General features: G+C 71.2%; 17 protein-coding genes. 8 read left to right on the top strand and 9 right to left on the bottom strand.

The genetic code is table 11. The features are described from left to right. Positions 1–4: 4 nt before the first annotated feature. Positions 5–1,630: an ABC-F family ATP-binding cassette domain-containing protein gene (locus NFR93_RS08250; RefSeq protein ID WP_251451859.1), complete on the bottom strand. Its 1,626-nt coding sequence runs from the start codon at positions 1,628–1,630 to the stop codon at positions 5–7. A 244-nt stretch (positions 1,631–1,874) separates the two neighbouring features. Further along, the gene (locus NFR93_RS08245; RefSeq protein ID WP_251451856.1) at positions 1,875–2,558 is read right to left on the bottom strand and encodes an alpha/beta hydrolase; all 684 of its coding nucleotides are present in this window, start codon (positions 2,556–2,558) and stop codon (positions 1,875–1,877) included. Positions 2,559–2,621: 63 nt separating this feature from the next. Here NFR93_RS08245 and NFR93_RS08240 point away from each other — a divergent pair, with 63 nt between their 5' ends. Together NFR93_RS08240 and NFR93_RS08235 are read left to right on the top strand one after the other, a co-directional pair. Further along, on the top strand, positions 2,622–3,209 hold the full coding sequence (locus NFR93_RS08240; protein WP_251451854.1) for an NUDIX hydrolase family protein: 588 nt from the start codon (positions 2,622–2,624) through the stop codon (positions 3,207–3,209). A gap of 26 nt (positions 3,210–3,235) precedes the next feature. Then, positions 3,236–5,152: a M3 family metallopeptidase gene (locus tag NFR93_RS08235; protein WP_251451851.1), complete on the top strand. Its 1,917-nt coding sequence runs from the start codon at positions 3,236–3,238 to the stop codon at positions 5,150–5,152. 10 nt (positions 5,153–5,162) lie between these two features. Here the strand turns inward: NFR93_RS08235 and NFR93_RS08230 are convergent, their stop codons facing one another. After that, positions 5,163–6,233 carry a threonine aldolase family protein gene (locus NFR93_RS08230; protein WP_251451849.1) on the bottom strand — a complete coding sequence of 357 codons (1,071 nt, stop codon included), beginning with the start codon at positions 6,231–6,233 and terminating at the stop codon, positions 5,163–5,165. Positions 6,234–6,431: 198 nt separating this feature from the next. Here NFR93_RS08230 and NFR93_RS08225 point away from each other — a divergent pair, with 198 nt between their 5' ends. Beyond that, entirely contained in the window at positions 6,432–7,829 is a 1,398-nt protein-coding gene (locus NFR93_RS08225) for an MFS transporter (protein ID WP_251452983.1), read from the top strand. Continuing rightward, entirely contained in the window at positions 7,826–8,782 is a 957-nt protein-coding gene (locus NFR93_RS08220) for a rhamnan synthesis F family protein (protein WP_251451846.1), read from the top strand. The genes NFR93_RS08225 and NFR93_RS08220 overlap by 4 nt, the downstream gene beginning before the upstream one ends. Here NFR93_RS08220 and NFR93_RS08215 read toward each other — a convergent pair. Beyond that, entirely contained in the window at positions 8,770–9,435 is a 666-nt protein-coding gene (locus NFR93_RS08215; protein ID WP_353049911.1) for an SDR family NAD(P)-dependent oxidoreductase, read from the bottom strand. The genes NFR93_RS08220 and NFR93_RS08215 overlap by 13 nt on opposite strands. Before the next feature lie 17 nt (positions 9,436–9,452). Continuing rightward, positions 9,453–10,865 carry a DUF6421 family protein gene (locus NFR93_RS08210; RefSeq protein WP_251451843.1) on the bottom strand — a complete coding sequence of 471 codons (1,413 nt, stop codon included), beginning with the start codon at positions 10,863–10,865 and terminating at the stop codon, positions 9,453–9,455. A gap of 104 nt (positions 10,866–10,969) precedes the next feature. On the opposite strand from NFR93_RS08210, the gene NFR93_RS08205 reads away from it, so the two are divergent. Both NFR93_RS08205 and NFR93_RS08200 read left to right on the top strand, forming a co-directional pair. After that, positions 10,970–11,452, top strand: a complete 483-nt coding sequence (locus NFR93_RS08205) for an Lrp/AsnC family transcriptional regulator (protein ID WP_251451840.1) — start codon at positions 10,970–10,972, stop codon at positions 11,450–11,452. Between the two features lie 9 nt (positions 11,453–11,461). Further along, on the top strand, positions 11,462–12,442 hold the full coding sequence (locus tag NFR93_RS08200; RefSeq protein ID WP_251451837.1) for a diacylglycerol/lipid kinase family protein: 981 nt from the start codon (positions 11,462–11,464) through the stop codon (positions 12,440–12,442). Here NFR93_RS08200 and NFR93_RS08195 read toward each other — a convergent pair. Beyond that, positions 12,432–12,917, bottom strand: coding sequence for a hypothetical protein (locus NFR93_RS08195; protein WP_251451835.1), 486 nt, complete (start codon positions 12,915–12,917; stop codon positions 12,432–12,434). The genes NFR93_RS08200 and NFR93_RS08195 overlap by 11 nt on opposite strands. A 166-nt stretch (positions 12,918–13,083) precedes the next feature. Here NFR93_RS08195 and NFR93_RS08190 point away from each other — a divergent pair, with 166 nt between their 5' ends. Beyond that, positions 13,084–14,301 carry a sensor histidine kinase gene (locus NFR93_RS08190; RefSeq protein WP_251451832.1) on the top strand — a complete coding sequence of 406 codons (1,218 nt, stop codon included), beginning with the start codon at positions 13,084–13,086 and terminating at the stop codon, positions 14,299–14,301. After that, positions 14,298–14,942: a response regulator transcription factor gene (locus NFR93_RS08185; RefSeq protein ID WP_251451829.1), complete on the top strand. Its 645-nt coding sequence runs from the start codon at positions 14,298–14,300 to the stop codon at positions 14,940–14,942. The genes NFR93_RS08190 and NFR93_RS08185 overlap by 4 nt, the downstream gene beginning before the upstream one ends. 90 nt (positions 14,943–15,032) lie before the next feature. Here the strand turns inward: NFR93_RS08185 and NFR93_RS08180 are convergent, their stop codons facing one another. The 3 genes from NFR93_RS08180 to NFR93_RS08170 all read right to left on the bottom strand — a co-directional run bounded on the left by NFR93_RS08180 (position 15,033) and on the right by NFR93_RS08170 (position 19,263). Continuing rightward, entirely contained in the window at positions 15,033–16,565 is a 1,533-nt protein-coding gene (locus NFR93_RS08180; RefSeq protein ID WP_251451826.1) for a CoA-acylating methylmalonate-semialdehyde dehydrogenase, read from the bottom strand. An 85-nt stretch (positions 16,566–16,650) separates the two neighbouring features. Beyond that, positions 16,651–17,961, bottom strand: a complete 1,311-nt coding sequence (locus NFR93_RS08175; RefSeq protein WP_251451823.1) for an aspartate aminotransferase family protein — start codon at positions 17,959–17,961, stop codon at positions 16,651–16,653. A 120-nt stretch (positions 17,962–18,081) separates the two neighbouring features. Then, positions 18,082–19,263 (bottom strand): ABC transporter substrate-binding protein, encoded by a 1,182-nt coding sequence (locus NFR93_RS08170; RefSeq protein WP_251451809.1) that lies wholly within the window; start codon positions 19,261–19,263, stop codon positions 18,082–18,084. Positions 19,264–19,300: the final 37 nt, after the last annotated feature.

The following is a 19,300-nucleotide window of genomic DNA, read 5'->3' as shown; positions in this document are numbered from 1 at the left end:
CGCCTCAGGTGGTCAGGATGGCCGCGGTCAGCGTTCCGTCGGGCTGCAGGTGCAGCATCCGGTCGACGCCGATCCGCGAGAGGAACACATCGTCATGGCTGACCACCACCACGGCACCCCGATAGGCCGACAGTGCTGCGACCAGCTGATCCACCGTGTCGAGGTCCAGATTGTTGGTCGGCTCGTCGAGCACCAGCAGCTGCGGCGGAGGGTCGGAGAGCAGCAGCCGGGCCAGCGCCACACGGAACCGCTCACCCCCGGACAACGTGGCCACCGGCCGCTCCACCGCCGCGCCGCGGATGAGGAAGCGGGCGAGGCGGTTGCGCAGCGCCACATCGCCGACGCCCGGTGCGGCGGCTCGCACGATCTCGAGGACGGACGACTCGTCATCCAGCCCGTCGATCCGCTGCGGAAGATAGCCGATGCGGTCGGTGTGGGCCGTGGCGCGGTGCGCAACGGATGCCGTCTCGCCGGCCCGCCCCGCTCCGACGAGGTGCTCGAGCAGTGTCGTCTTGCCGACCCCGTTCGGGCCCACCAGGGCGACCCGCTCCGGGCCCTGCACGAGGTGTGTGCGCTCGCCGTCCGTCAGCGTCGCCAGCCGCCGCGCGGCGGGGACGCCGGGGTCGGGCAGGTCGATCCGCACGGCGTCGTCCTCACGGACACGGCGCTCCGCGGCATCCAGGACAGACCGCGCCGACGCCTCGCGCTGACTCTTCTCGGTGCGCATCCTGCCCGCCGACACCTCGGCCGCGCGCTTGAGACCGCCGGCGACGATCGGCGGGACGCGCTTGTCGAGCTGCGCCTTCCGGCCGTACGCGGCCCGGCGGGCGAGCTTGGTCTCGGCCTCGATGCGTTCGCGCTTCTCGCGACGCACCACCTGCGCCGCCGCGCGCTCGGCCTGCCGTGCGGCATCCTGCTCGGTTTCGAGCCAGGCGCGCCACGGCGAGTACGGACCGCCGAACACCGACAGCCCGCCGCCGTAGAGCTCGGCGGTCTCGTCCATCAGGTCGAGCAGCGCGACGTCGTGGCTGACGACGACGAGGGCCCCGCGCCAGCGGGTGACGAGGTCGTACAGCCGGGTCCGCGCGTCTCGATCGAGGTTGTTGGTCGGTTCGTCCAGCAGGGTGATGGGCGCCCCGCGCAAGCGGATCCCGGTGATCGCGGCGAGGACGACCTCGCCGCCCGAGAGCTCTCCCGCGCGGCGGTCGAGCATGTCGGGGGCGAGGCCGGCGTCGGCCAATGCTGCCTCGGCGCGTGCCTGGACGTCCCAGTCGGTGCCGACCTCGTCGAAGTTGTGCGGGTCGGGGTCGCCGGCTTCGATGCGCCGGAGCGCGCGCAGGGCCGTACCGACGCCGAGCAGATCGGCGACGGTGCGATCGACGTCCAGCGTCACCTGCTGCGGCAGCCAGGCGACCTCGCCGGTGTGTGCGACGTGCCCCGAGGTCGGGGTGAGGTCGCCGGCGATGAGGCGCAGCAGGGTGGACTTTCCCGAGCCGTTCCGGCCGACGAGGCCGGTGCGGCCCGATCCGATGGCGCCCGACACGTCGTCGAGAGCGGGGGAGCCGTCGGGCCAGCGGTACGAGAGCCGGTCGAGGACGACCGTGGGGGATGAAGCGAGGGGTGCGGGCATGAGTGCCTCCGGGGTCAGCGGGCGCTGACGTGTCGGGGGCGGCCTGCACGAGGTTCCCGCATGCACGCGTGCCGGAGAACCCGGAGGACGTGGAGGGGGCTCGAAAAGAGCGGCCGGATCGACGGTCAGCGCAGGAACGGGGCGCCGGCACGTCGAAGGATCGACGGATCAGCGCGTGGTCACAGCGCGGTCGCGACGATCTCTGTCACGTTCTTTCCTCACGTCGGGGACAGGACGAGACACTCTAGCGCGGGTCGGGCGGGGATGTCGAGGCGCTCACCGCGGCGAGCTGCTTGTCGAGGAAGGTCCGCACGTCGGCGAGCTCCTGCTCCGACACGCTGTGCGTGAGGCCCTCGTACACGCGTCCTGACAGGTCGGCGTGGGCCGGAAGCCACTCCACCGAGTGGGCGATCATGGCCGCGGGGATGACGTCGTCGCGCGATCCCCGACCCCAGAACACCGCCGGCCGTCGCTCGGCGAGCTCGGCGTCGCCCGGCAACGGCCCGGGCGCGACGTACCCGCTGAGGTTCACCGCATAGGCGAAGCGGGCGGGCGCGAGTCGCAGAGCCTGCAGGGCCACCGCGGCGCCCTGCGAGAATCCCAGCAGACCGACGGATGCCGCATCCGCCGCCTGTGCGTCGATCCAGTCCACCAGAGCGTGGGCCGCCGCCGTGACGCGTGCCGGGTCGCGGCCGTCGAGCCCCTCGATCGGATACCAGGACCGTCCGGGAGACGGCCACGGCGGAGCGAGCGGGGCCGCCGGGGCGGCGACGACGACATCGTCGGGAAGGTGGGGACGGAGGCCGAACAGGTCGTGTTCGTCCGCCCCGTAGCCGTGGAGGAGCACCAGGAGGTGGCGCCCGGGACGGTCGGCGGGTTCGTGCGACCACAGCACGGCTGCCGTGTCGAGGGAGAGCGGTTCCGACATGCCTGCCATCCTGCCACCGGGGTACGACGCGGCATCCCGACCCCGAGGGGGTATACAAGAGGCATGTCGGTGCGCACCCCTGATCCCGAGCCCGCCGGCGACGAGCCCTTCGGCCCGCCGCCGGGCAACGTGTCCAACCCGGCATGGCTGAGCGACATCGAACTCGCCGAGGCCCGCCGACGGATGCCGATGCTCTACGTCGAAGGCATCCCGGTGCGAACCGACGGCATGGGGCAGGTGACGCAGGTCGGGATCCTGCTGCGGGCCACCCCCGTCGGCGAGATCACCCGGACCATCGTGTCGGGTCGCATCCGCTACGGCGAGACGGTGCGCGACGCCCTCTTCCGCCACCTCGAGAACGACCTCGGTCCCATGGCGTTCCCGATGCTGCCGCCGCAGCCGGTGCCGTTCACCGTCGCCGAGTACTTCCCCATCCCCGGTGTCAGCGCGTTCCACGACGACCGGCAGCACGCGGTCTCGCTGGCGTTCGTCGTGCCGGTCACCGGCACGTGCGAACCGCGACAGGACGCGCTCGAGGTCACCTGGCTGTCGCCCGAGGAGGCGTCCTCGGACGCGCTTGCCTCCGAGATGGAGGGCGGTCGCGGAACGCTCGTGCGGCTCGCGCTGGCCAGCGTCGGCGCGCTGCGCTGACACCGCGGCCCGCATAGGCTCGGAGGATGACCGGCCTCGAACCGCTGACCTTCCCCGCCGACCTCGACGGCTGGCTCGCCTTCGCCGCCGATCGGCCCGCCGAGCGACGCGCGCTCGTCGAGACGATCGACGCGACGCTGCGCGAGCCGGCCGATCGCGGCGTGCTCGACCTCCTCGAGCTGTGGAACGACGCCGAGCTCGCGCTCGCCGAGGCGCTGCACGAGTCGTATCTCATCAGCGAATCGCACCCCGACGCGTCGGTGCGCGCGACCGCCGAGGCGCAGGTGGAGCTGACCGAAGCCGTATCGAACGGCCGCCTGGTGGACCGACGGCTGTGGGCGGCGTTCGCACACGCCGCGGATGACGGCCTGCCTGAGGATGCGCGGCGGCTGCTCGCCTTCATCCGGCGGGACTTCCGCCGGGGCGGCGTCGATCTCGACGACGCCTCCCGCGAGCGCGTGCGCGAGCTCACCGAGCGCGATACCGCGCTGAGCCTCACGTTCTCGCGCAACATCCGCGAGGGGCGGCGAGAGATCCGCGTCTCACCCGAGGCCCTGGCCGGGCTGCCCCGGGACTTCGTCGAGTCCCACCCGGTCGGCGACGACGGTCTCGTCGCCCTCACCACGGATTACCCCGACCTCATGCCGGTGCGGGAATATGCCAGCGACCGAGCCACGCGCGCCGCGCTCGTCGGCGCCTACAACGACCTCGCGTGGCCGGACAACGACCCCGTCCTGACCGAGCTCCTCGACGTGAGGGCCGAGCGCGCCGCCCTCCTCGGCTACACCGACTGGGCCGATTACGAGACCGAGCCGCGCATGATCGGCGCCGGTGCGGAGATCCCGAGGTTCCTGGATCGGCTGGATGCCGCGTCCGCCGCCGCGGCCGATGCGGAGTATCCCGAGCTGCTCGCGCGTCTGCGGCAGGACGACCCCACTGCGCAGGCGGTCACGATCGCTGACTTCTGGTACGTGCTGGGTGCGCTGAAGAACGAGCGCCACGGCGTGGATGCGCAGGAGGTGCGATCGTACTTCCGCTTCGAGCGGGTGCTCCCGGGTGTGCTCGAGACGACGTCGGCGCTGCTGGACGTCGAGTACGTGCCGGTCGACGCCGGCGCGTGGCACGAGGACGTCCACTCGTACGACGTGCTGCGCGACGGCGTGCGATTGGGCCGCATCCACCTCGACATGCATCCGCGCGAGGGCAAGTTCAGCCACGCGGCGTGCTTCGGGCTGGTTCCCGGGGTTCGCGGCCGGCAGCTTCCCGAGTCGGTGCTGCTGTGCAACTTCGCCCGGGGCCTCATGACGCACGACGAGGTCGTGACCTTCTTCCACGAGTTCGGCCACCTCGTGCACGGGATCCTCGGCGGCGACCAGCGGTGGGCCCGCTTCAGCGGCGTCGCGACCGAGTGGGACTTCGTCGAGGCGCCCAGCCAGCTGCTCGAGGAGTGGGCGTGGGATCCGGCCGTCCTCGCGCGCTTCACCTCGAACGAAGCGGGGGAGCCGATCCCGGCCGACCTCGTCGCCCGCATGCGCACCGCCGACGCCTTCGGTCGCGCGCTCGAGGTGCGGCGGCAGCTCGGCCATGCGAGCGTCTCGTACCGCCTGCACGTGCAGCGACCCGCGGACCTGCAGGCGGCGACCGAGCGCATCTACGCCGAGACCAGTCCGGTCCAGCCGCTCGCCGGCCGGCACTCCTACGCCGGATTCGGACACCTCACGGGCTACGGCGCGTGCTACTACACGTACCAGTGGAGCCTCGTCATCGCCCGGGACCTGCTGTCGGCGTTCGAGGGAGACCTCATGAACCCCGACACCGCGGCCCGGTACCGCGCCGAGATCCTCGAGCCCGGCGGCAGCCGCGACGCCCGCGACCTCGTGGAGTCGTTCCTCGGCCGTCCGACGTCGTTCGAGGCGTACCGCGCCTGGCTCGCGGGGGAGTGACCCGCCGCGGTCAGGCCGCGGAGGTCTCGCGGGCGATCGCCGCGACGAACGCGTCGATGTCGGCCTCGGTCGTGTCGAACGAGCACATCCACCGCACCTCGTTGCGCGCCGCGTCCCAATCGTAGAAGCGGAACGACTCCCGCAGCCGGTCGGCGACGCCGGCGGGCAGGACGGCGAACACGCCGTTGGCCTGCGTCGGCTGGCTGAACGAGACGCCCCGGATCGACCCGTCCTGAAGGCCGGACTCGACGCCCTGGCGCAGGCGCTGGGCCATGGCGTTGGCGTGCCGCGCGTTGCGCAGCCACAGGTCGCCCTCCAGCAGCGCCACCAGCTGCGCCGACACGAAGCGCATCTTCGACGACAGCTGCATGTTGAGCTTGCGCAGGAACACCAGGCCGTCGGCCGCCGCGGGGTCGAGCACCACGATCGCCTCGCCGAGCATCGCCCCGTTCTTGGTGCCGCCAAAGCTCAGCACGTCCACGCCGGCGTCGCGCGTGAAGGCGCGCAGCGGCAGGTCGAGCGCGGCGGCGGCGTTGGAGATGCGGGCGCCGTCCATGTGCAGTCGCATACCGCGGGCGTGGACGTGATCGGCGATCGTGCGGATCTCGTCGGCGGTGTACAGCGTGCCGAGCTCGGTGGACTGGGTGATGGACACCACGAGAGGCTGCGCGCGGTGCTCGTCACCCCAGCCCCAGGCCTCGCGGTCGATGAGGTCGGGGGTGAGCTTGCCGTCCGTCGTCGGCACCGTGAGCAGCTTGATGCCCGCCACGCGCTCCGGGGCTCCGCCCTCGTCCACGTTGATGTGGGCGGATGCCGCGGCGATCACCGCGCCCCATCGCGGCAGCATGGACTGCAGACCGACCACGTTCGCCCCGGTGCCGTTGAAGACGGGGAAGGCGGTCACGCCGTCGCCGAAGTGCCCGGTCATCACCTGCTGGAGCCGCGCGGTGTAGTCGTCTTCCCCGTACGCCACCTGGTGGCCGTCATTGGCCGCTGCGATGGCGGAGAGCACCTCGGGGTGGATTCCGGAGTAGTTGTCCGAGGCGAAGCCGCGGACGTTCGGGTCGTGGATCGTGGTCACGACGTCCCAGCCTAAGGCCCCCGCGGGCCGAGGGCACCGAGGCGGATGTCGCCGGGCGGGAGTACCCTCGCGATCGTGACCGAAACTCCTCCGGCTGCGGACGACGCGTCGCCGCCACCGCCGCAGAACGCCGCGCCCGACGGCGCCGATGCGCCGACCGCCGAGACGCAGAGCGCCGTGCAGCCGCCGCCGGGTGGGATGCGCACGTTCGCGCACGTGCTGGTCAACACCGCCGCCGCGAACATCACCACGAGCTTCCTGTGGTTCGCGCTGACCTTCTGGGTGTACCTCGAGACGCGCTCGGTGCTGGCCACCGGCATCATCGGCGGCGCCTACATGCTGCTGATCGCCTTCTTCGCGATGCTCTTCGGCACCATCGTCGACCGGCATCGCAAGCACGCCGTCATGGTGCTCTCGAGCGTCGTCAGTCTCGCGTCGTTCCTCGTCGCGGGGGTCGTGTACCTGCTGCAGCCCGAGTCCGCGCTCGTCGACCTGGGCGGGCCGTGGTTCTGGGCGTTCGCGGGCATCATCCTGTTCGGCTCGGTCGTCGAGCACATGCGCAACATCGCCTTGTCGACCACCGTGACCCTCCTCGTCCCGGTCGAGCGCCATGCCAACGCGAACGGACTCGTCGGGACCGTGCAGGGTGTGGCGTTCATCGTCACGAGCGTCTTCTCCGGCCTGGCGATCGGCTTCCTCGGGATGGGCTGGACCCTGCTGATCTCGATCGTGCTGACCGCCGCCGCTCTCGGGCATCTGCTGCTGCTGCGGATCCCCGAGGAGCAGCCGATCGCCGACGGCAGCAGGTCGGCGATCGACCTCAAGGGCAGCATCGCCGCCGTCCGCGCCGTGCAGGGATTGTTCGCGCTCATCATCTTCTCCACGTTCAACAACCTCATCGGCGGCGTCTACATGGCGCTCATGGATCCCTACGGGCTCACGTTGTTCCCGGTGCAGATCTGGGGGATCGTGCTCGGCGTCACCGCGACCGGGTTCATCATCGGCGGACTGCTGGTGGCCAAGTTCGGGCTCGGGCGCAACCCGATCCGCACGATGCTGCGGATCGTGATCGTGATGGGCCTGCTCGGTGCGTTCTTCACGATCCGCGAGTGGTGGTGGCTGTACGCCGTGGGGATCTGGCTGTACATGGTGATCATCCCGGTGGTCGAGTCGGCCGAGCAGACGGTGATCCAGAAGGTGGTGCCGTTCCGGCGCCAGGGTCGCGTCTTCGGTTTCGCCGCTGCGGTCGAGTCCGCCGCGGCGCCCGTCACGGCCTTCCTGATCGCTCCCATCGCCGAGTTCATGATCATCCCGTTCATGCGCACGGATGAGGGGGAGCGGACGTGGGGATGGCTCCTGGGCGACGGCGAGGCCCGCGGGATCGCGCTGGTGTTCTTCTTCGCCGGCCTCATCATGGTGGCCCTCGCCCTCCTGGCCTTCACGACGCGGTCCTACCGCCTGCTGTCCGAGAGCTTCCAGGGCACGACGGGGTCCGTGCGCCCTGACGAGGCTGCGGGCACCGAGCCCGCAGCCGGCACGACGGCGAGGGCGGTGGCGGCGGGCGCACCCGACACCCCGGACCGCGTCGGAGGATGACCGCCGCTCACCGGCGCCCCGTCGGCCGCGACCGCCGGGCTGCGGTGCTCGCGCACTTCGACGCCGACGGCGCCGTCGCGCCCCACGTCGTGCGTCTCATCGATGCCCTGGCCGTCGTCGCGGCGCGCGTGGTCGTGGTCTCGACGTCCGGCATCGACGCCGAGACGCGCGGCCGCCTGCCCGTGGGCGTCGAAGTCCTCGAACGCGCCAACACCGGCCATGACTTCGCCGGCTACCGCGCCGGGATCGACCTGCTCGACCTCTCGACGCTGGGCGAGCTGATCGTCGTCAACGACAGCGCCGTCCTGCCTCTGGTCCCCTTCGACGAGATCCTCGGGCGCCGCGACGCGGACGTGTGGGGACTCACCCCGGGCTACGGTTTCGCGCCCCACCTGCAGTCCTACTTCCTGGTGTTCGGCCCGCGGGCGCTGGCATCCCCCGCCTTCTCCGCGTTCTGGCGCACGGTCGAGGTCGACGCGGACCGCGACCGGGTCATCGCGTCGTCCGAGGTCGGACTCGGCACCGCGATGCGTGACGGCGGCCTGTCCATCGGGGCGTTCTATCGACCTGGTCTCCGCGACCGCCTGATCGGCGCCGCGCGGGCCCACGGCGCCGAGGTCGCCGCGCACGTCCGCGACCGCAGGTGGCGGCGAGTGGCGGGGTGGGTACGGCGCACGGTGCAGCGCGCGCGGCAGCCCGAGTGGAACGTCTCGGCGGCCCTGGCCGATCGCGCGCTCGGCGCACGTCCGCGGCTGCCGGCGGTGAAGCTCTCGGTGCTGCGCGATGACCCGTACGGCCTCGGCACACCGCACCTTCTGTCGATGCTCGAGCGGCGGCATCCGGTCGCGTTCGACGGGGTGCGGGAGTATCTCGCACGCACCGACCACGCCTATGCGGACCGCTGGCAGGCGACGCAGCGATCCCGACCGCAGGGTCTGCGTTATCGGGCGTGACGCACGCGGGTCAGGTCAGCTCGATCACGGTGTCGTTGAGCGCGGCGGCGTCGGTGCTCCAGAGCCCGACGACCGCATCGGCGAGTTCCTCCACGAGCGGGTCGAGGGAGTTCACACGGAAGATGACGGACGCCGCGCTCGGCGTCGCAGCGCGATCTCGCGCATCCTTCGCGAACCCCTGCGCCACGGCCCGGGCCCAGGCCTCGCTCGCGGCCTTGACCGCCGCGTAGTTGGCGCCTCCCGCGAGGGGACGCGACACCGCCGGCGACGAGACGATCGCCGATCGCCCCGCATCCGACCGGCGCAGGTCGTCGTCGAAGGCGCGGGAGACATGCCGGAGGGCGGTCAGCGACCTCTCGAGGAACCGGTAGTCCGCTTCCGTCTGGCCCGCGAGCCCCCCCGCCCCGCCAGCCGCCCACCAGATGCACGAGCCCGTCGACGGTGTCCTGCCCCTCATGCACACGGGTGGCGAGTCGGTCGACATCGGCCTCATCCGTGAGATCGCACGCCACGGTGACGATGTCGGGCACGGCCTCGGCCAGCACATCGAGCTTGCCCCGGTCACGGCCGACGGCGACGACCCGCGCGTCCGCCCGGGCGAGTGCGCGCGCGGTGGCGAGCCCGACCGCGCTGGTCGCGCCCGCCAGGAGCACCGTGCGTCCGGCGACCGTCACCGGTCGCGGCCCGTGATGCCGGCGGTGGAGTCGATGACGGCTCGCATCTTCTTCTCGAGCGCCTCGTAGAACATCGACAGGGGGAACTCGTCGTCCAGCACCGCGTCGGTGAAGCCCTTCGGCGCCCCGGCGAGCACGTCGTCGGGCAGTCCTCGCGCCCACGCGGAAGCGGGGTGCGGAGTGAGCACTGCGCGGACGAGCTCGTAGGCGGCGAGCCAGTGAGCGGTCTTGGGTCGGTCGATCGAGCGCCAGTACAGCTCGTCGATGGCGTCGCCGAGGGCCATGACCGCGTCCGGGACGCCGTCCCAGTCGACCGTCAGCGCCGTGTCGGTCCAGTGCAGCACCCCGCGCTGGTGCAGCCACGCGAACAGCAGCTGTCCTCCCACACCGTCGTAGTTGCGCACGCGCGTGCCGGTGATGGCGAACCGGAAGATGCGGTCGAAGAGCACGGCGTACTGCACCAGGCCGGCGTGCTCCCGCATCTGGCGCTCGGCGTCGTCGAGGTCTGCACCGTCGTCGAGGCGGCCCTGCAGCCGGCGCTGGATCGCCACGCACTCGCGGAACGCCGTCAGGTCGCAGCGGAGCTCCTCGAGCGAGTACAGGAAGAACGGCATGCGCTGCTTGATCATGAACGGATCGAACGGCAGGTCGCCGCGCATGTGCGTGCGGTCGTGGATGATGTCCCACATCACGAACGTCTTCTCGGTGAGCTCCTGGTCATCGAGCATGCGTGCCGCGTCCGCCGGCAGATCGAGCTTGGTGATCTCGGCGGCGGCCCGTACGACCCGGCGGTACCGGGCCGCCTCGCGGTCCTGGAAGATCGCACCCCACGTGAAGGTCGGGACCTCGCGCATGGCGACGGTCTCGGGGAAGAGCACGGCGGAGTTGGTGTCGTAGCCGGGGGTGAAATCCACCAGGCGCAGCGACACGAACAGCGCGTTGGTGTACTCGGATTCGAGCCGTGCGATGAACTCCGGCCAGATCACCTCGACGAGGACGGCCTCGAGGCGGCGGTCGGTGGAGCCGTTCTGCGTGTACATGGGGAAGACCACCAGGTGGCGCAGGCCGTCGACGCGATGCTGCTGCGGCTGGAACGCCACCAGGGAGTCGAGGAAGTCGGGGACACCGAATCCGGCACCGGCCCACCGTCCGAGATCGCGGATCGCCGCGGCGAGGTAGTCCCCGTCATGCGGGAAGAGCGGCCGCAGGTCGTCGATCGCCGTCGTGATCACCTCGACGTGGGTGCGGGCCGCGGCGTGGTGCGCGGCATCCGGGATCGAACCGTCCTTCACCTGGAAGGCCTGCAGCGCCGTCGTCGCGGACTTCAGGGCGCGCCACGAGGGGGTCTCCTCGGCGGCGACCGCCGGCGACGGGGCCGACGCGGGCGACGTGGGGGTGGTGATCGTCATGTGCTCTCCATCACGGAACGGGTGGTCGCCTGCGATTCTAAAGATCATCCCGGTGCGGCGCTCTCGCGCAGGAAAATTTACGGTTCGGGCTTACCCTGGATGTCATGACCGCTGCTGCCGACCCGTCCCGCGTCGACGATCCCGTCGACGCCGTCATCGTGCGAGAGATGTCGCAGAACGCCCGCACCACGCTGGGTGACCTGTCGACGGTGGTGGGACTGTCGGTGTCTGCGGTGCAGGCGCGACTGAAGCGCCTGGAGACCCGCGGCGTCATCACCGGCTACCGCGCGGTCGTGGACCCCGAAGCGGTCGGCAAGCCGCTCGCGGCCTTCATCGAGATCACCCCGCTCGACCCCGCGCAACCGGACACCGCCCCCGAGCAGCTGGCGCACCTCACCGAGATCGAGGCCTGTCACTCGATCGCCGGCAACGCCAGCTACATCCTCTTCGTCCGCGTGGCGACGCCGCGCGATCTCGAGACGCTCATCCGCGACATCCGCCAGTCGGCCGCCGTCAGCACCCGCACGACGGTCGTCCTGCAGACCTTCTACGAGAACCGCCCCCTGTTGCCGGCAGCGGTGGGCTAGCCTCAGTCGATGCCCACGCCCGCCGACGACCGCGCGCGCCCCGCCGATCCCGAGCGCGGGCGCGGGCTGCTCGTCGTCCGCAACGCGCGGTCCGGGGCCGACGTCATCCGCTTCGGGGGGGAAGACCTCGGGGACCGGCTCCCCGGCGCCCGCGTCCACGAGCTCGGTCCGTCCGAGGACATGGCCGACGCGGTGGATGCCGCGATGCGGACCGATCCCGCTCCGACGGTGCTCGGCGTCTACGGCGGTGACGGCTCGGTCGCGCGGATGGCGGACCTCGCACGCGCGCACGGGCTGCCTCTCCTCGTGCTCCCCGGGGGGACCTTCAACCACTTCGCCCGCACGGCGGGTATGGAGGATGTCGGCGCCGCCCTCGACGCGTTCGAGGCCGGAACGACACGACACGTCAGCGCCGTCGAGGTCGCCGCGGGCGACGATGCGCCGCGGCTGGCGCTCAACGCGGTCTCTGTGGGCGTCTACCCCGAGCTCATCGACGAGCGCGACCGCCGGCGCGCACATCTCGGCAAGTGGCTCGGCGGCATCGTGGCCGCGTGGCGGTCGATGCGCACCGCCGAGCCGATCGAGATCGTGCGCGACGGCCGGAGGGCCCGGGTGTGGTCGGTCTTCGTGGGTGTCGGACGCAACGATCCGCGACGGGTCGCGTCGATGCAGCGCGAGAGCCTCGAGGAGGCCACCCTCGACGTGCGCATCCATCACGCCCGCGGATCACGGTTGCGCGCGATCGCCGCGCTCGCGTTCGGGCGCCGGACCGCCGCGGTGCTGCGCGTGCTGCGGCTCATGCCGCCGCGGTCGGACGTGGAGCGCCTGGTGGTGTCGACATTCCAGATGACGGTTCGGCCCGGTCCCGGCCATCCGTCGCTCTATGTGCACGACGGGGAGCTGGAGCCCCAGAACGGCGACTTCGCGCTGCGCTGCACGGCGATCCCGCACGCCGTGACCGTCTTCGCCCCCGAGCCCGTCAACGGGTGAGCTCGACGCCCAGGGTGGCGAGGATGCCGAACGCGACGCCCCACAGTGCGATCGAGACGATCTGCCAGAGGATCACGGCGTTCCTGCTGGCCCCGAACGACACCATCGCGGCCGACGTGATCTGACTCGGCAGGATCGTCTGCCCCAGCAGGCTGACTCCCGCCACGCCGTATCGGTCGAAGGCGAGGCGCAGCTTCTGGCGACGAGGCGACTCCGCCGGGTCGGCATCGGGGCCGCCGCGCCCGGCGAGCACCCGCGAGCGCACCCGGTGCGCCGACAGGACGAAGGCGAGCATCGAGACGACGTTGCCCACGACGGCCGCGCCGATCGCGACCGGGGTCGGCAGGCCGATGAGCACCCCGATGACGGAGCCGAAGTAGGACTCCACGAAGGGGATGGCCGACACCAGCAGCACCCCGAGCCATTGCACGTAGTCGGGGAAGGAGGCGGCGAAGTCCTGCAGGGCGGCGATCATGGTTTCCTCTCGGGGTCCGGGTACGGTCGACGACCATCCTGCGCCGCATGGCGGCGGCGGCGGCAGTGTCGTCGCGTCACCGGAGAGCGGGTGGAATCGCACCGCGGACCGTGACAGATGTCACTGGTCTACCCTCGGGGGGATGGTCCCCGATGACACTCGCAGCGTGCGCACCACATGGCTCTACACGCTCGGATCGATCGTCGCCTTCATGGGCTTCTTCACGGTGTTCGTCGCGCTCATGATGCTCGAGGAGTTCCGCCAGGAGAGCGAGGCTCTGATGGCGACCATCATCGTCCTTCAGCTGGCCGCGGGAGCGGTGCAGATCCGCTTCTGCTGGTATCTGCGCGGCGGCCGGGGTGCGGGGCTGCCCGCGCCGGGATGGACCGTGGCGCTCGTCGCGCTCGCCGCCGCGGTCTGGATCCTCTCCCTCGCGACGCCGGGCGCCGGTTTCCTCGGGGCGGCTTCCCTGTGGGCGGCGTCGTGCCTGGTCGCCTGCCTGATCGACCGCAGGTGGAGATGGCCGTTGCTGGCCGTGGCTGCCGTCGCCCTGGTCGCACACGCCGCGCTCGCCGCAGCGATCACGACGCCCCCGCACGCCTTCATCGCCTCGTCCGGTGCGTGGCCGACGGCGATCTACGCCGCGATGCTGCCCTTCATGCTGCTGACGAGCGTCTGGTTCTGGGAGGTGGTGGTCGAGCTCGACGAGCATCGGCGCGCCGCCGCCGCCCTCGCCGTCGCGCGTGAGCGACTGCGATTCGCCTCCGACCTGCACGACATACAGGGGCATCATCTCCAGGTGATCTCGTTGAAGGCGGAGCTCGCCGAACGACTGCTCCCGGTCGACGTCGAGGCGGCACGCGAGAACCTGCACGACGTGCGCACCATCGCGCATCGGGCGCTCGCCGAAACCCGCTCCCTGGTGGCCGGCTACCGCCGGGTCTCGCTCGATGACGAACTCCACAACGCCCGCGAGGTCCTCGGTGCGACGGGAGCGCGGTGCGTGCTGCGATCCGACGGCCTTCCCGCCGACGAGGCCATCCGCAGCGTCCTGGCCCTCACCGTCCGCGAGGCGACGACGAACATCCTGCGTCACAGCGACGCCGCCGAGGTCGTCATCGCCACCGGACGCGACCGCCAGACGGGCGGCTGGCTGCTTCGCATCGTCAACGACGGGGTGACCGACCCCGCCTCGGTGCCGCTCGCGCCGTCGGCGAGGACGGCGGGCACGGGACTCGCCGGGCTGGGGGAGCGCATCGTGGCGATGGGCGGGACGCTCGAGGCGGGGATCGAGGGTGGGAGATTCGTGCTGCAGGCCGTCGTGCCGGAGTCCGCCTCGCCAGAGGCGCGCGCGGCGGTCTCCGCCGGGGAAGGCGTGTCGTGAACACGGCGAAGCCGACGCCGGCCGGCAGCGGGGAAGGCGGCATCCGTCTGCTCGTCGCCGATGACGAGCACCTCATCCGCGGTGCTCTGGTCGCTCTGCTGCAGCTCGAGCCCGACATCGAGGTCGTCGCCACGGCGGACAACGGCGTGCGAGCCGTCGAGGAGGCGAGGCGTCATCGCCCCGACGTGTGCCTGCTCGACCTCGAGATGCCCGAGGCCGATGGGCTGGAAGCGGCCGGGCGGATCCTCGCCTCGGTGCCCTCGCGGGTCATCATCGTCACGAGGCATGCGCGCCCCGGGGTGCTGAGGCGGGCCCTGGCGGCCAGAGTGTCCGGTTTCGTGCCGAAGTCCACGCCGGCGGAGCATCTTGCCGACGTCATCCGCACGGTCGCCGCCGGGCGACGCTACATCGATCCCGAGATCGCCGCGGTCGCCCTCACCGCCGAACGCAGTCCGCTCACCGACCGCGAGCTGGATGTCCTCCGCCACAGCCGCTCGACCCTCAGCGTGCAGCAGATCGCGGCGCAGCTGCACCTGGCACCGGGAACGGTCCGGAACTATCTGTCCTCGGCGATGATCAAGCTGGACGCGCCGTCACGGCGCGAGGCCGCCGACAGGGCGTGGGAGCAGGGCTGGATCTAGCGCCCCCGGCGCACCACGCTCTCCGGTGCCGCCGGGCTTTCTGGGGCACCGGGCGCTTCAGGCGGTGCCGCTGCGCCCGGTGCCCCCGGATCAGGTGTGCTGGGGGAACCCCAGGTTGATGCCGCCGTGCGACGGGTCGAGCCATCGCGAGGTGACGGCCTTCTCGGCGGTGTAGAAGTCGAACCCGTGGGGCCCGTACGCCTTGGCGTCGCCGAACAGCGACGCCTTCCAGCCGCCGAACGAGTGGTAGGCCACCGGCACCGGGATCGGCACGTTGATGCCGATCATGCCGACCTGCACCTCGCGCTGGAACCGGCGGGCGGCGCCGCCGTCGTTGGTGAAGATGGCCGTGCCGTTGCCGAACGCGCCGGAGTTGATGAGGTCCAGACCCTCCTGGTACCCCTCGACGCGCACGACCGACAGCACCGGTCCGAAGATCTCGTCCGTGTAGGCCGCAGACGAGGTCGGCACCCGGTCGATGAGGGTGGGGCCGACCCAGAACCCGTTGGGGTCGCCGTCGACCTCGATGCCGCGACCGTCGACCACGACCGTGGCGCCGTCGCCGGCGGCGACATCGACGTACGAGGCCACCTTGTCGCGGTGGACACCGGTGATGAGCGGGCCCATGTCGCAGCCCCGCGTGCCGTCGCCCGTCCGCAGCCGCGACATCCGATCGGCGATCTTCTCCACCAGCGCGTCGGCTACCGTGTCGACGGCGAGCACGACCGAGATGGCCATGCAGCGCTCACCGGCCGATCCGAAGCCCGCGTTGACGGCGGCATCCGCTGCCAGATCGAGGTCGGCGTCGGGGAGGACCAGCATGTGGTTCTTCGCGCCGCCCAGAGCCTGGACCCGCTTTCCGGCGCGCGTGCCGGTCTCGTAGACGTAGCGGGCGATCGGGGTCGAGCCCACGAACGAGATCGCCCGGACGTCGGGGTGCTCGAGAAGGCCGTCCACCGCCACCTTGTCGCCGTGGACGACGTTGAAGACGCCGTCGGGGAGCCCGGCTTCGGTGAGCGCGGCGGCCATCCAGTTCGCCGCCGACGGGTCCTTCTCGCTGGGCTTGAGGATCACGGCGTTGCCGGCGGCGAGTGCGATGGAGAAGAACCACATCGGCACCATGGCCGGGAAGTTGAACGGGCTGATGATGCCGACGACCCCGAGCGGCTGGCGCAGCGTGTACACGTCGATGCCGCTCGAGACGTTCTCGCTGTACGCGCCCTTGGTGAGGTGGCCGAGTCCGCACGCGAACTCGACGACTTCGAGACCTCGTGCGATCTCGCCGTGCGCGTCCGAGAGCACTTTGCCGTGCTCGTTGGTGAGGATCCGGGCGAGCTCGTCCTTGCGCTGATTGACGATCTCGCGGAACGCGAACATCACCTGCTGGCGCTTCGCGATCGACGTGTCCGCCCACACGGCGGCGGCGTCCACCGCGACGGCGACGGCCTGCTCGACGTCGCCGGCGGTCGCCATGCGCACTTCCCGCTGCACCGAGCCGAGCGCCGGGTTGAACACCTCGCCGGTGCGGTCGGATTCACCCGCCCAGGCGGCACCTCCCACCCAGTGGTCGACGATCGCGGTGGCGGACCGCGGGGTCTGCTCCAGAGTCGTGGTGTCGGTCATCTTCGTCCTCTCCATCGGAGGCCCCTCGTGAGGGCCTCATACCAGTGTGCGCCCGCGCGCGGCGGGCGCAAGCGGGGCGGCGGGCTCATCCGGCCGCGACCGCCGTGAGCGCGTCTTCGTAGATCTCCATCGCCTGACCGACCTCGTCGGCGGTGACGACGCACGGGGGCACGACGTGCACCCGGTTCTCGGCGACGAACGGCAGCAGGCCCCGCGCGACGAGCTCGCCCTTGAGTCGCCCGATGAACGCCGCGGGGACGGGCTCGCGGGTCTGCCGGTCGGTGACGAACTCCAGCGCCCAGAACACGCCCTCGCCGCGCACCTCGCCGATGACGTCATGTCGCTCGGCGAGTGCGCGGAGGCCCGGGCCGATGTCGCTCTCGCCGATGGCCGCGGCGTGGTCGACGATGCCCTCGGATTCCATCGCGTCGATGGCGGCGACGATGGATGCCGCGGCCAGGGGGTGCCCGGAGTAGGTCAGTCCCCCCGGGAAGACCCGTTCGTCGAACGTCGCCGCGATCGCCGCCGAGATGATCACGCCGCCCACCGGCACGTAGCCGGAGTTCACCCCCTTGGCGAAGGTGATGAGGTCGGGCACGACGTCGTGGCCCTCGAAGGCGAACCAGCGGCCGGTGCGCCCGAATCCGGCCATGACCTCGTCGAGGATGAGCACGATCCCGTAGCGGTCGCACAGGGCGCGGACGCCGGCGAGGTAGCCGGGCGGAGGGATGAGGATGCCGGCGGTGCCGGGAACCGACTCCAGCAGGACGGCGGCGATGGTCTCGGGGCCCTCGGACTGGATCATGCGCTCCAGGTGCCGGAGGGCGCGCGCGCCCTCTTCCTCGGGCGTGGTCGCCCAGAACTCGCTGCGATAGAGGTAGGGGCCGAAGAAGTGCACGTGTCCGCGGGCGTACTGGTTCGGCATCCGTCGCCAGTCGCCGGTGGCGACGATGGCCGCGCCGGTGTTGCCGTGGTACGAGCGGTAGGTCGAGAGCACCGTGTCGCGTGCGGTGTGCAGGCGCGCCATGCGGATGGCGTTCTCGATGGCGTCGGCGCCGCCGTTGGTGAAGAACACCTTCGCGAAGCCTTCGGGGGCCTTGCCGAGGATGCGGGCGGCGGCCTCGCCGCGGGCGAGGTGCGCGGTCGCCGGTCCGATGGTGGCCAGCCGTCCCGCTTGCTCCTGAATGGCGGCGACGACGGCCGGGTGCTGATGCCCGATGTTGACGTTGACCAGCTGGCTGGAGAAATCCAGCATCCGGTGGCCGGCGTGATCCCACACGACGCTGCCGGATCCGCCGGCGACGACGGGCAGGTCGAGGTTCGCCTGGGCGAGCCAGGAGTGGAAGACGTGCGTGCGGTCCAGCTCGCGCGCGCGGGCGTCGAGGTCGTCGGTCATGGGGGCCTCCGCGGGGGTCGGACGGGTCGTCTGAGGCAACGTTCGTCGCTCGACGACCGGGGGTCAAGGGACGATCCCGGTCGTCGAGCGACGGAAAGCGGACGGAGTGTCCGGATGCCGCTACTGGCCGCCCTCGGTGAGGGTGACGTCGATCGGCGTGTACTCGCCGCCGACCTCGACCCCCTCCTCTTCGAGCTCTGCCAGAGCCTGCTCGATGTACTCGTTGGAGTACGCCGAATCCATCGGCTCGGCGGTGATGAGCTCGAGGCCGTCCTGGTTGACCGCCGACAGGGCGCCCGCGACGGTCTGGTCCCACGCCGTCGAGTCGATGAGCCCGAAGTCACCGCCGGCCCAGATGAGCTTGTTGACCTCGTTCATCTGCCACAACTGGTGCGTGGGGCCGACCGGGAACGCCGCCTCGGCGTTGATCGCGGCGTCGTAGGTGATCGCCGCCGCCTCTTCGGGGTTGTCACGCGCGAAGATCCAGCCCTTCGTGACCGCCTTGAGGAACCGCACAGCCGCGTCGGCGTAGGCCGGGTCGTCCGCGAGGCGCTGCGTGTCGGCCCAGATCGCGTCCTGGAGCATGGCCCCTTCGGTGTCTTCGTAGCTGACGACGTTGAAGTCCTCGGGCTGGTAGAGCTCGCCGGTCTCGGGGTCGACCACCTCGAGGATCTGCGCCCACTCGTTGTACGTCATCGCCTGGGCGGCGTCCACGTCGCGGTCCAGCAGCGCGTTCATGCTGAAGTCCTGCGTCGTGATCGAGACGGTGGTGGAGTCGAGGCCCTCGGCGGCCATGGCCGCGAAGATCTCCCACTCGTTGCCGAAGCCCCACGATCCGATGCGCTTGCCTTCGAAGTCCGCGACGGATTCGATGCCGTCCTCCGCCCAGGACACCTGCATGGTGCCCGAGCGCTGGAACACCTGGGCGATGTCGGTCAACTCCACACCGGTGGCCTCCAGGGTGCCCAGCACCTTCGGGACCCAGGCGATGGCGAAGTCGACGTCTCCCGCGACGAGGGCGTCTTGGGGGACGATGTCGCCGCCCGAGGGGAGGATGTCGACCGAGTCGAACCCCTCCTCCTCGAAGTACCCCTGGTCGAGTGCGACGTAGTACCCCGCGAACTGCGCCTGCGGCAGCCACTGCAGCTGCAGCGAGACCTCGGTGAGCGGCTCGAAATCGCCGCTGTCGGCGTCGGCGTCGCCGTCGGTGGACGACCCCGACGACGAACAGGCCGCCAGGACGAGGGCCGTCGCCGTGACGGTGGACGCGGCGAGGAGGCCGCGTCGGATGCTGTGTCTCATGCTGTTCCTTTCGGGTTGGTGGTGCGAGGTGCCGGTG

This window comes from Microbacterium sp. Marseille-Q6648, assembly GCF_943181415.1.
In the GTDB taxonomy this organism is placed as follows: Bacteria; Actinomycetota; Actinomycetes; order Actinomycetales; family Microbacteriaceae; genus Microbacterium.
The sequence above is the reverse complement of the archived record's forward strand: the minus strand, read 5'-3'. Positions and strand labels throughout refer to the sequence as shown.

What these genes read in the sequence shown, in the direction of transcription:
- NFR93_RS08250 (WP_251451859.1), bottom strand. Translation starts at nt 1,630, where the DNA reads ATGCCCGCACCCCTCGCTTCATCCCCCACGGTCGTCCTCGACCGGCTC.
- NFR93_RS08245 (WP_251451856.1), bottom strand. Translation starts at nt 2,558, where the DNA reads ATGTCGGAACCGCTCTCCCTCGACACGGCAGCCGTGCTGTGGTCGCAC.
- NFR93_RS08240 (WP_251451854.1), top strand. Translation starts at nt 2,622, where the DNA reads ATGTCGGTGCGCACCCCTGATCCCGAGCCCGCCGGCGACGAGCCCTTC.
- NFR93_RS08235 (WP_251451851.1), top strand. Translation starts at nt 3,236, where the DNA reads ATGACCGGCCTCGAACCGCTGACCTTCCCCGCCGACCTCGACGGCTGG.
- NFR93_RS08225 (WP_251452983.1), top strand. Translation starts at nt 6,432, where the DNA reads ATGCGCACGTTCGCGCACGTGCTGGTCAACACCGCCGCCGCGAACATC.
- NFR93_RS08220 (WP_251451846.1), top strand. Translation starts at nt 7,826, where the DNA reads ATGACCGCCGCTCACCGGCGCCCCGTCGGCCGCGACCGCCGGGCTGCG.
- NFR93_RS08210 (WP_251451843.1), bottom strand. Translation starts at nt 10,865, where the DNA reads ATGACGATCACCACCCCCACGTCGCCCGCGTCGGCCCCGTCGCCGGCG.
- NFR93_RS08205 (WP_251451840.1), top strand. Translation starts at nt 10,970, where the DNA reads ATGACCGCTGCTGCCGACCCGTCCCGCGTCGACGATCCCGTCGACGCC.
- NFR93_RS08200 (WP_251451837.1), top strand. Translation starts at nt 11,462, where the DNA reads ATGCCCACGCCCGCCGACGACCGCGCGCGCCCCGCCGATCCCGAGCGC.
- NFR93_RS08195 (WP_251451835.1), bottom strand. Translation starts at nt 12,917, where the DNA reads ATGATCGCCGCCCTGCAGGACTTCGCCGCCTCCTTCCCCGACTACGTG.
- NFR93_RS08180 (WP_251451826.1), bottom strand. Translation starts at nt 16,565, where the DNA reads ATGACCGACACCACGACTCTGGAGCAGACCCCGCGGTCCGCCACCGCG.
- NFR93_RS08175 (WP_251451823.1), bottom strand. Translation starts at nt 17,961, where the DNA reads ATGACCGACGACCTCGACGCCCGCGCGCGCGAGCTGGACCGCACGCAC.
- NFR93_RS08170 (WP_251451809.1), bottom strand. Translation starts at nt 19,263, where the DNA reads ATGAGACACAGCATCCGACGCGGCCTCCTCGCCGCGTCCACCGTCACG.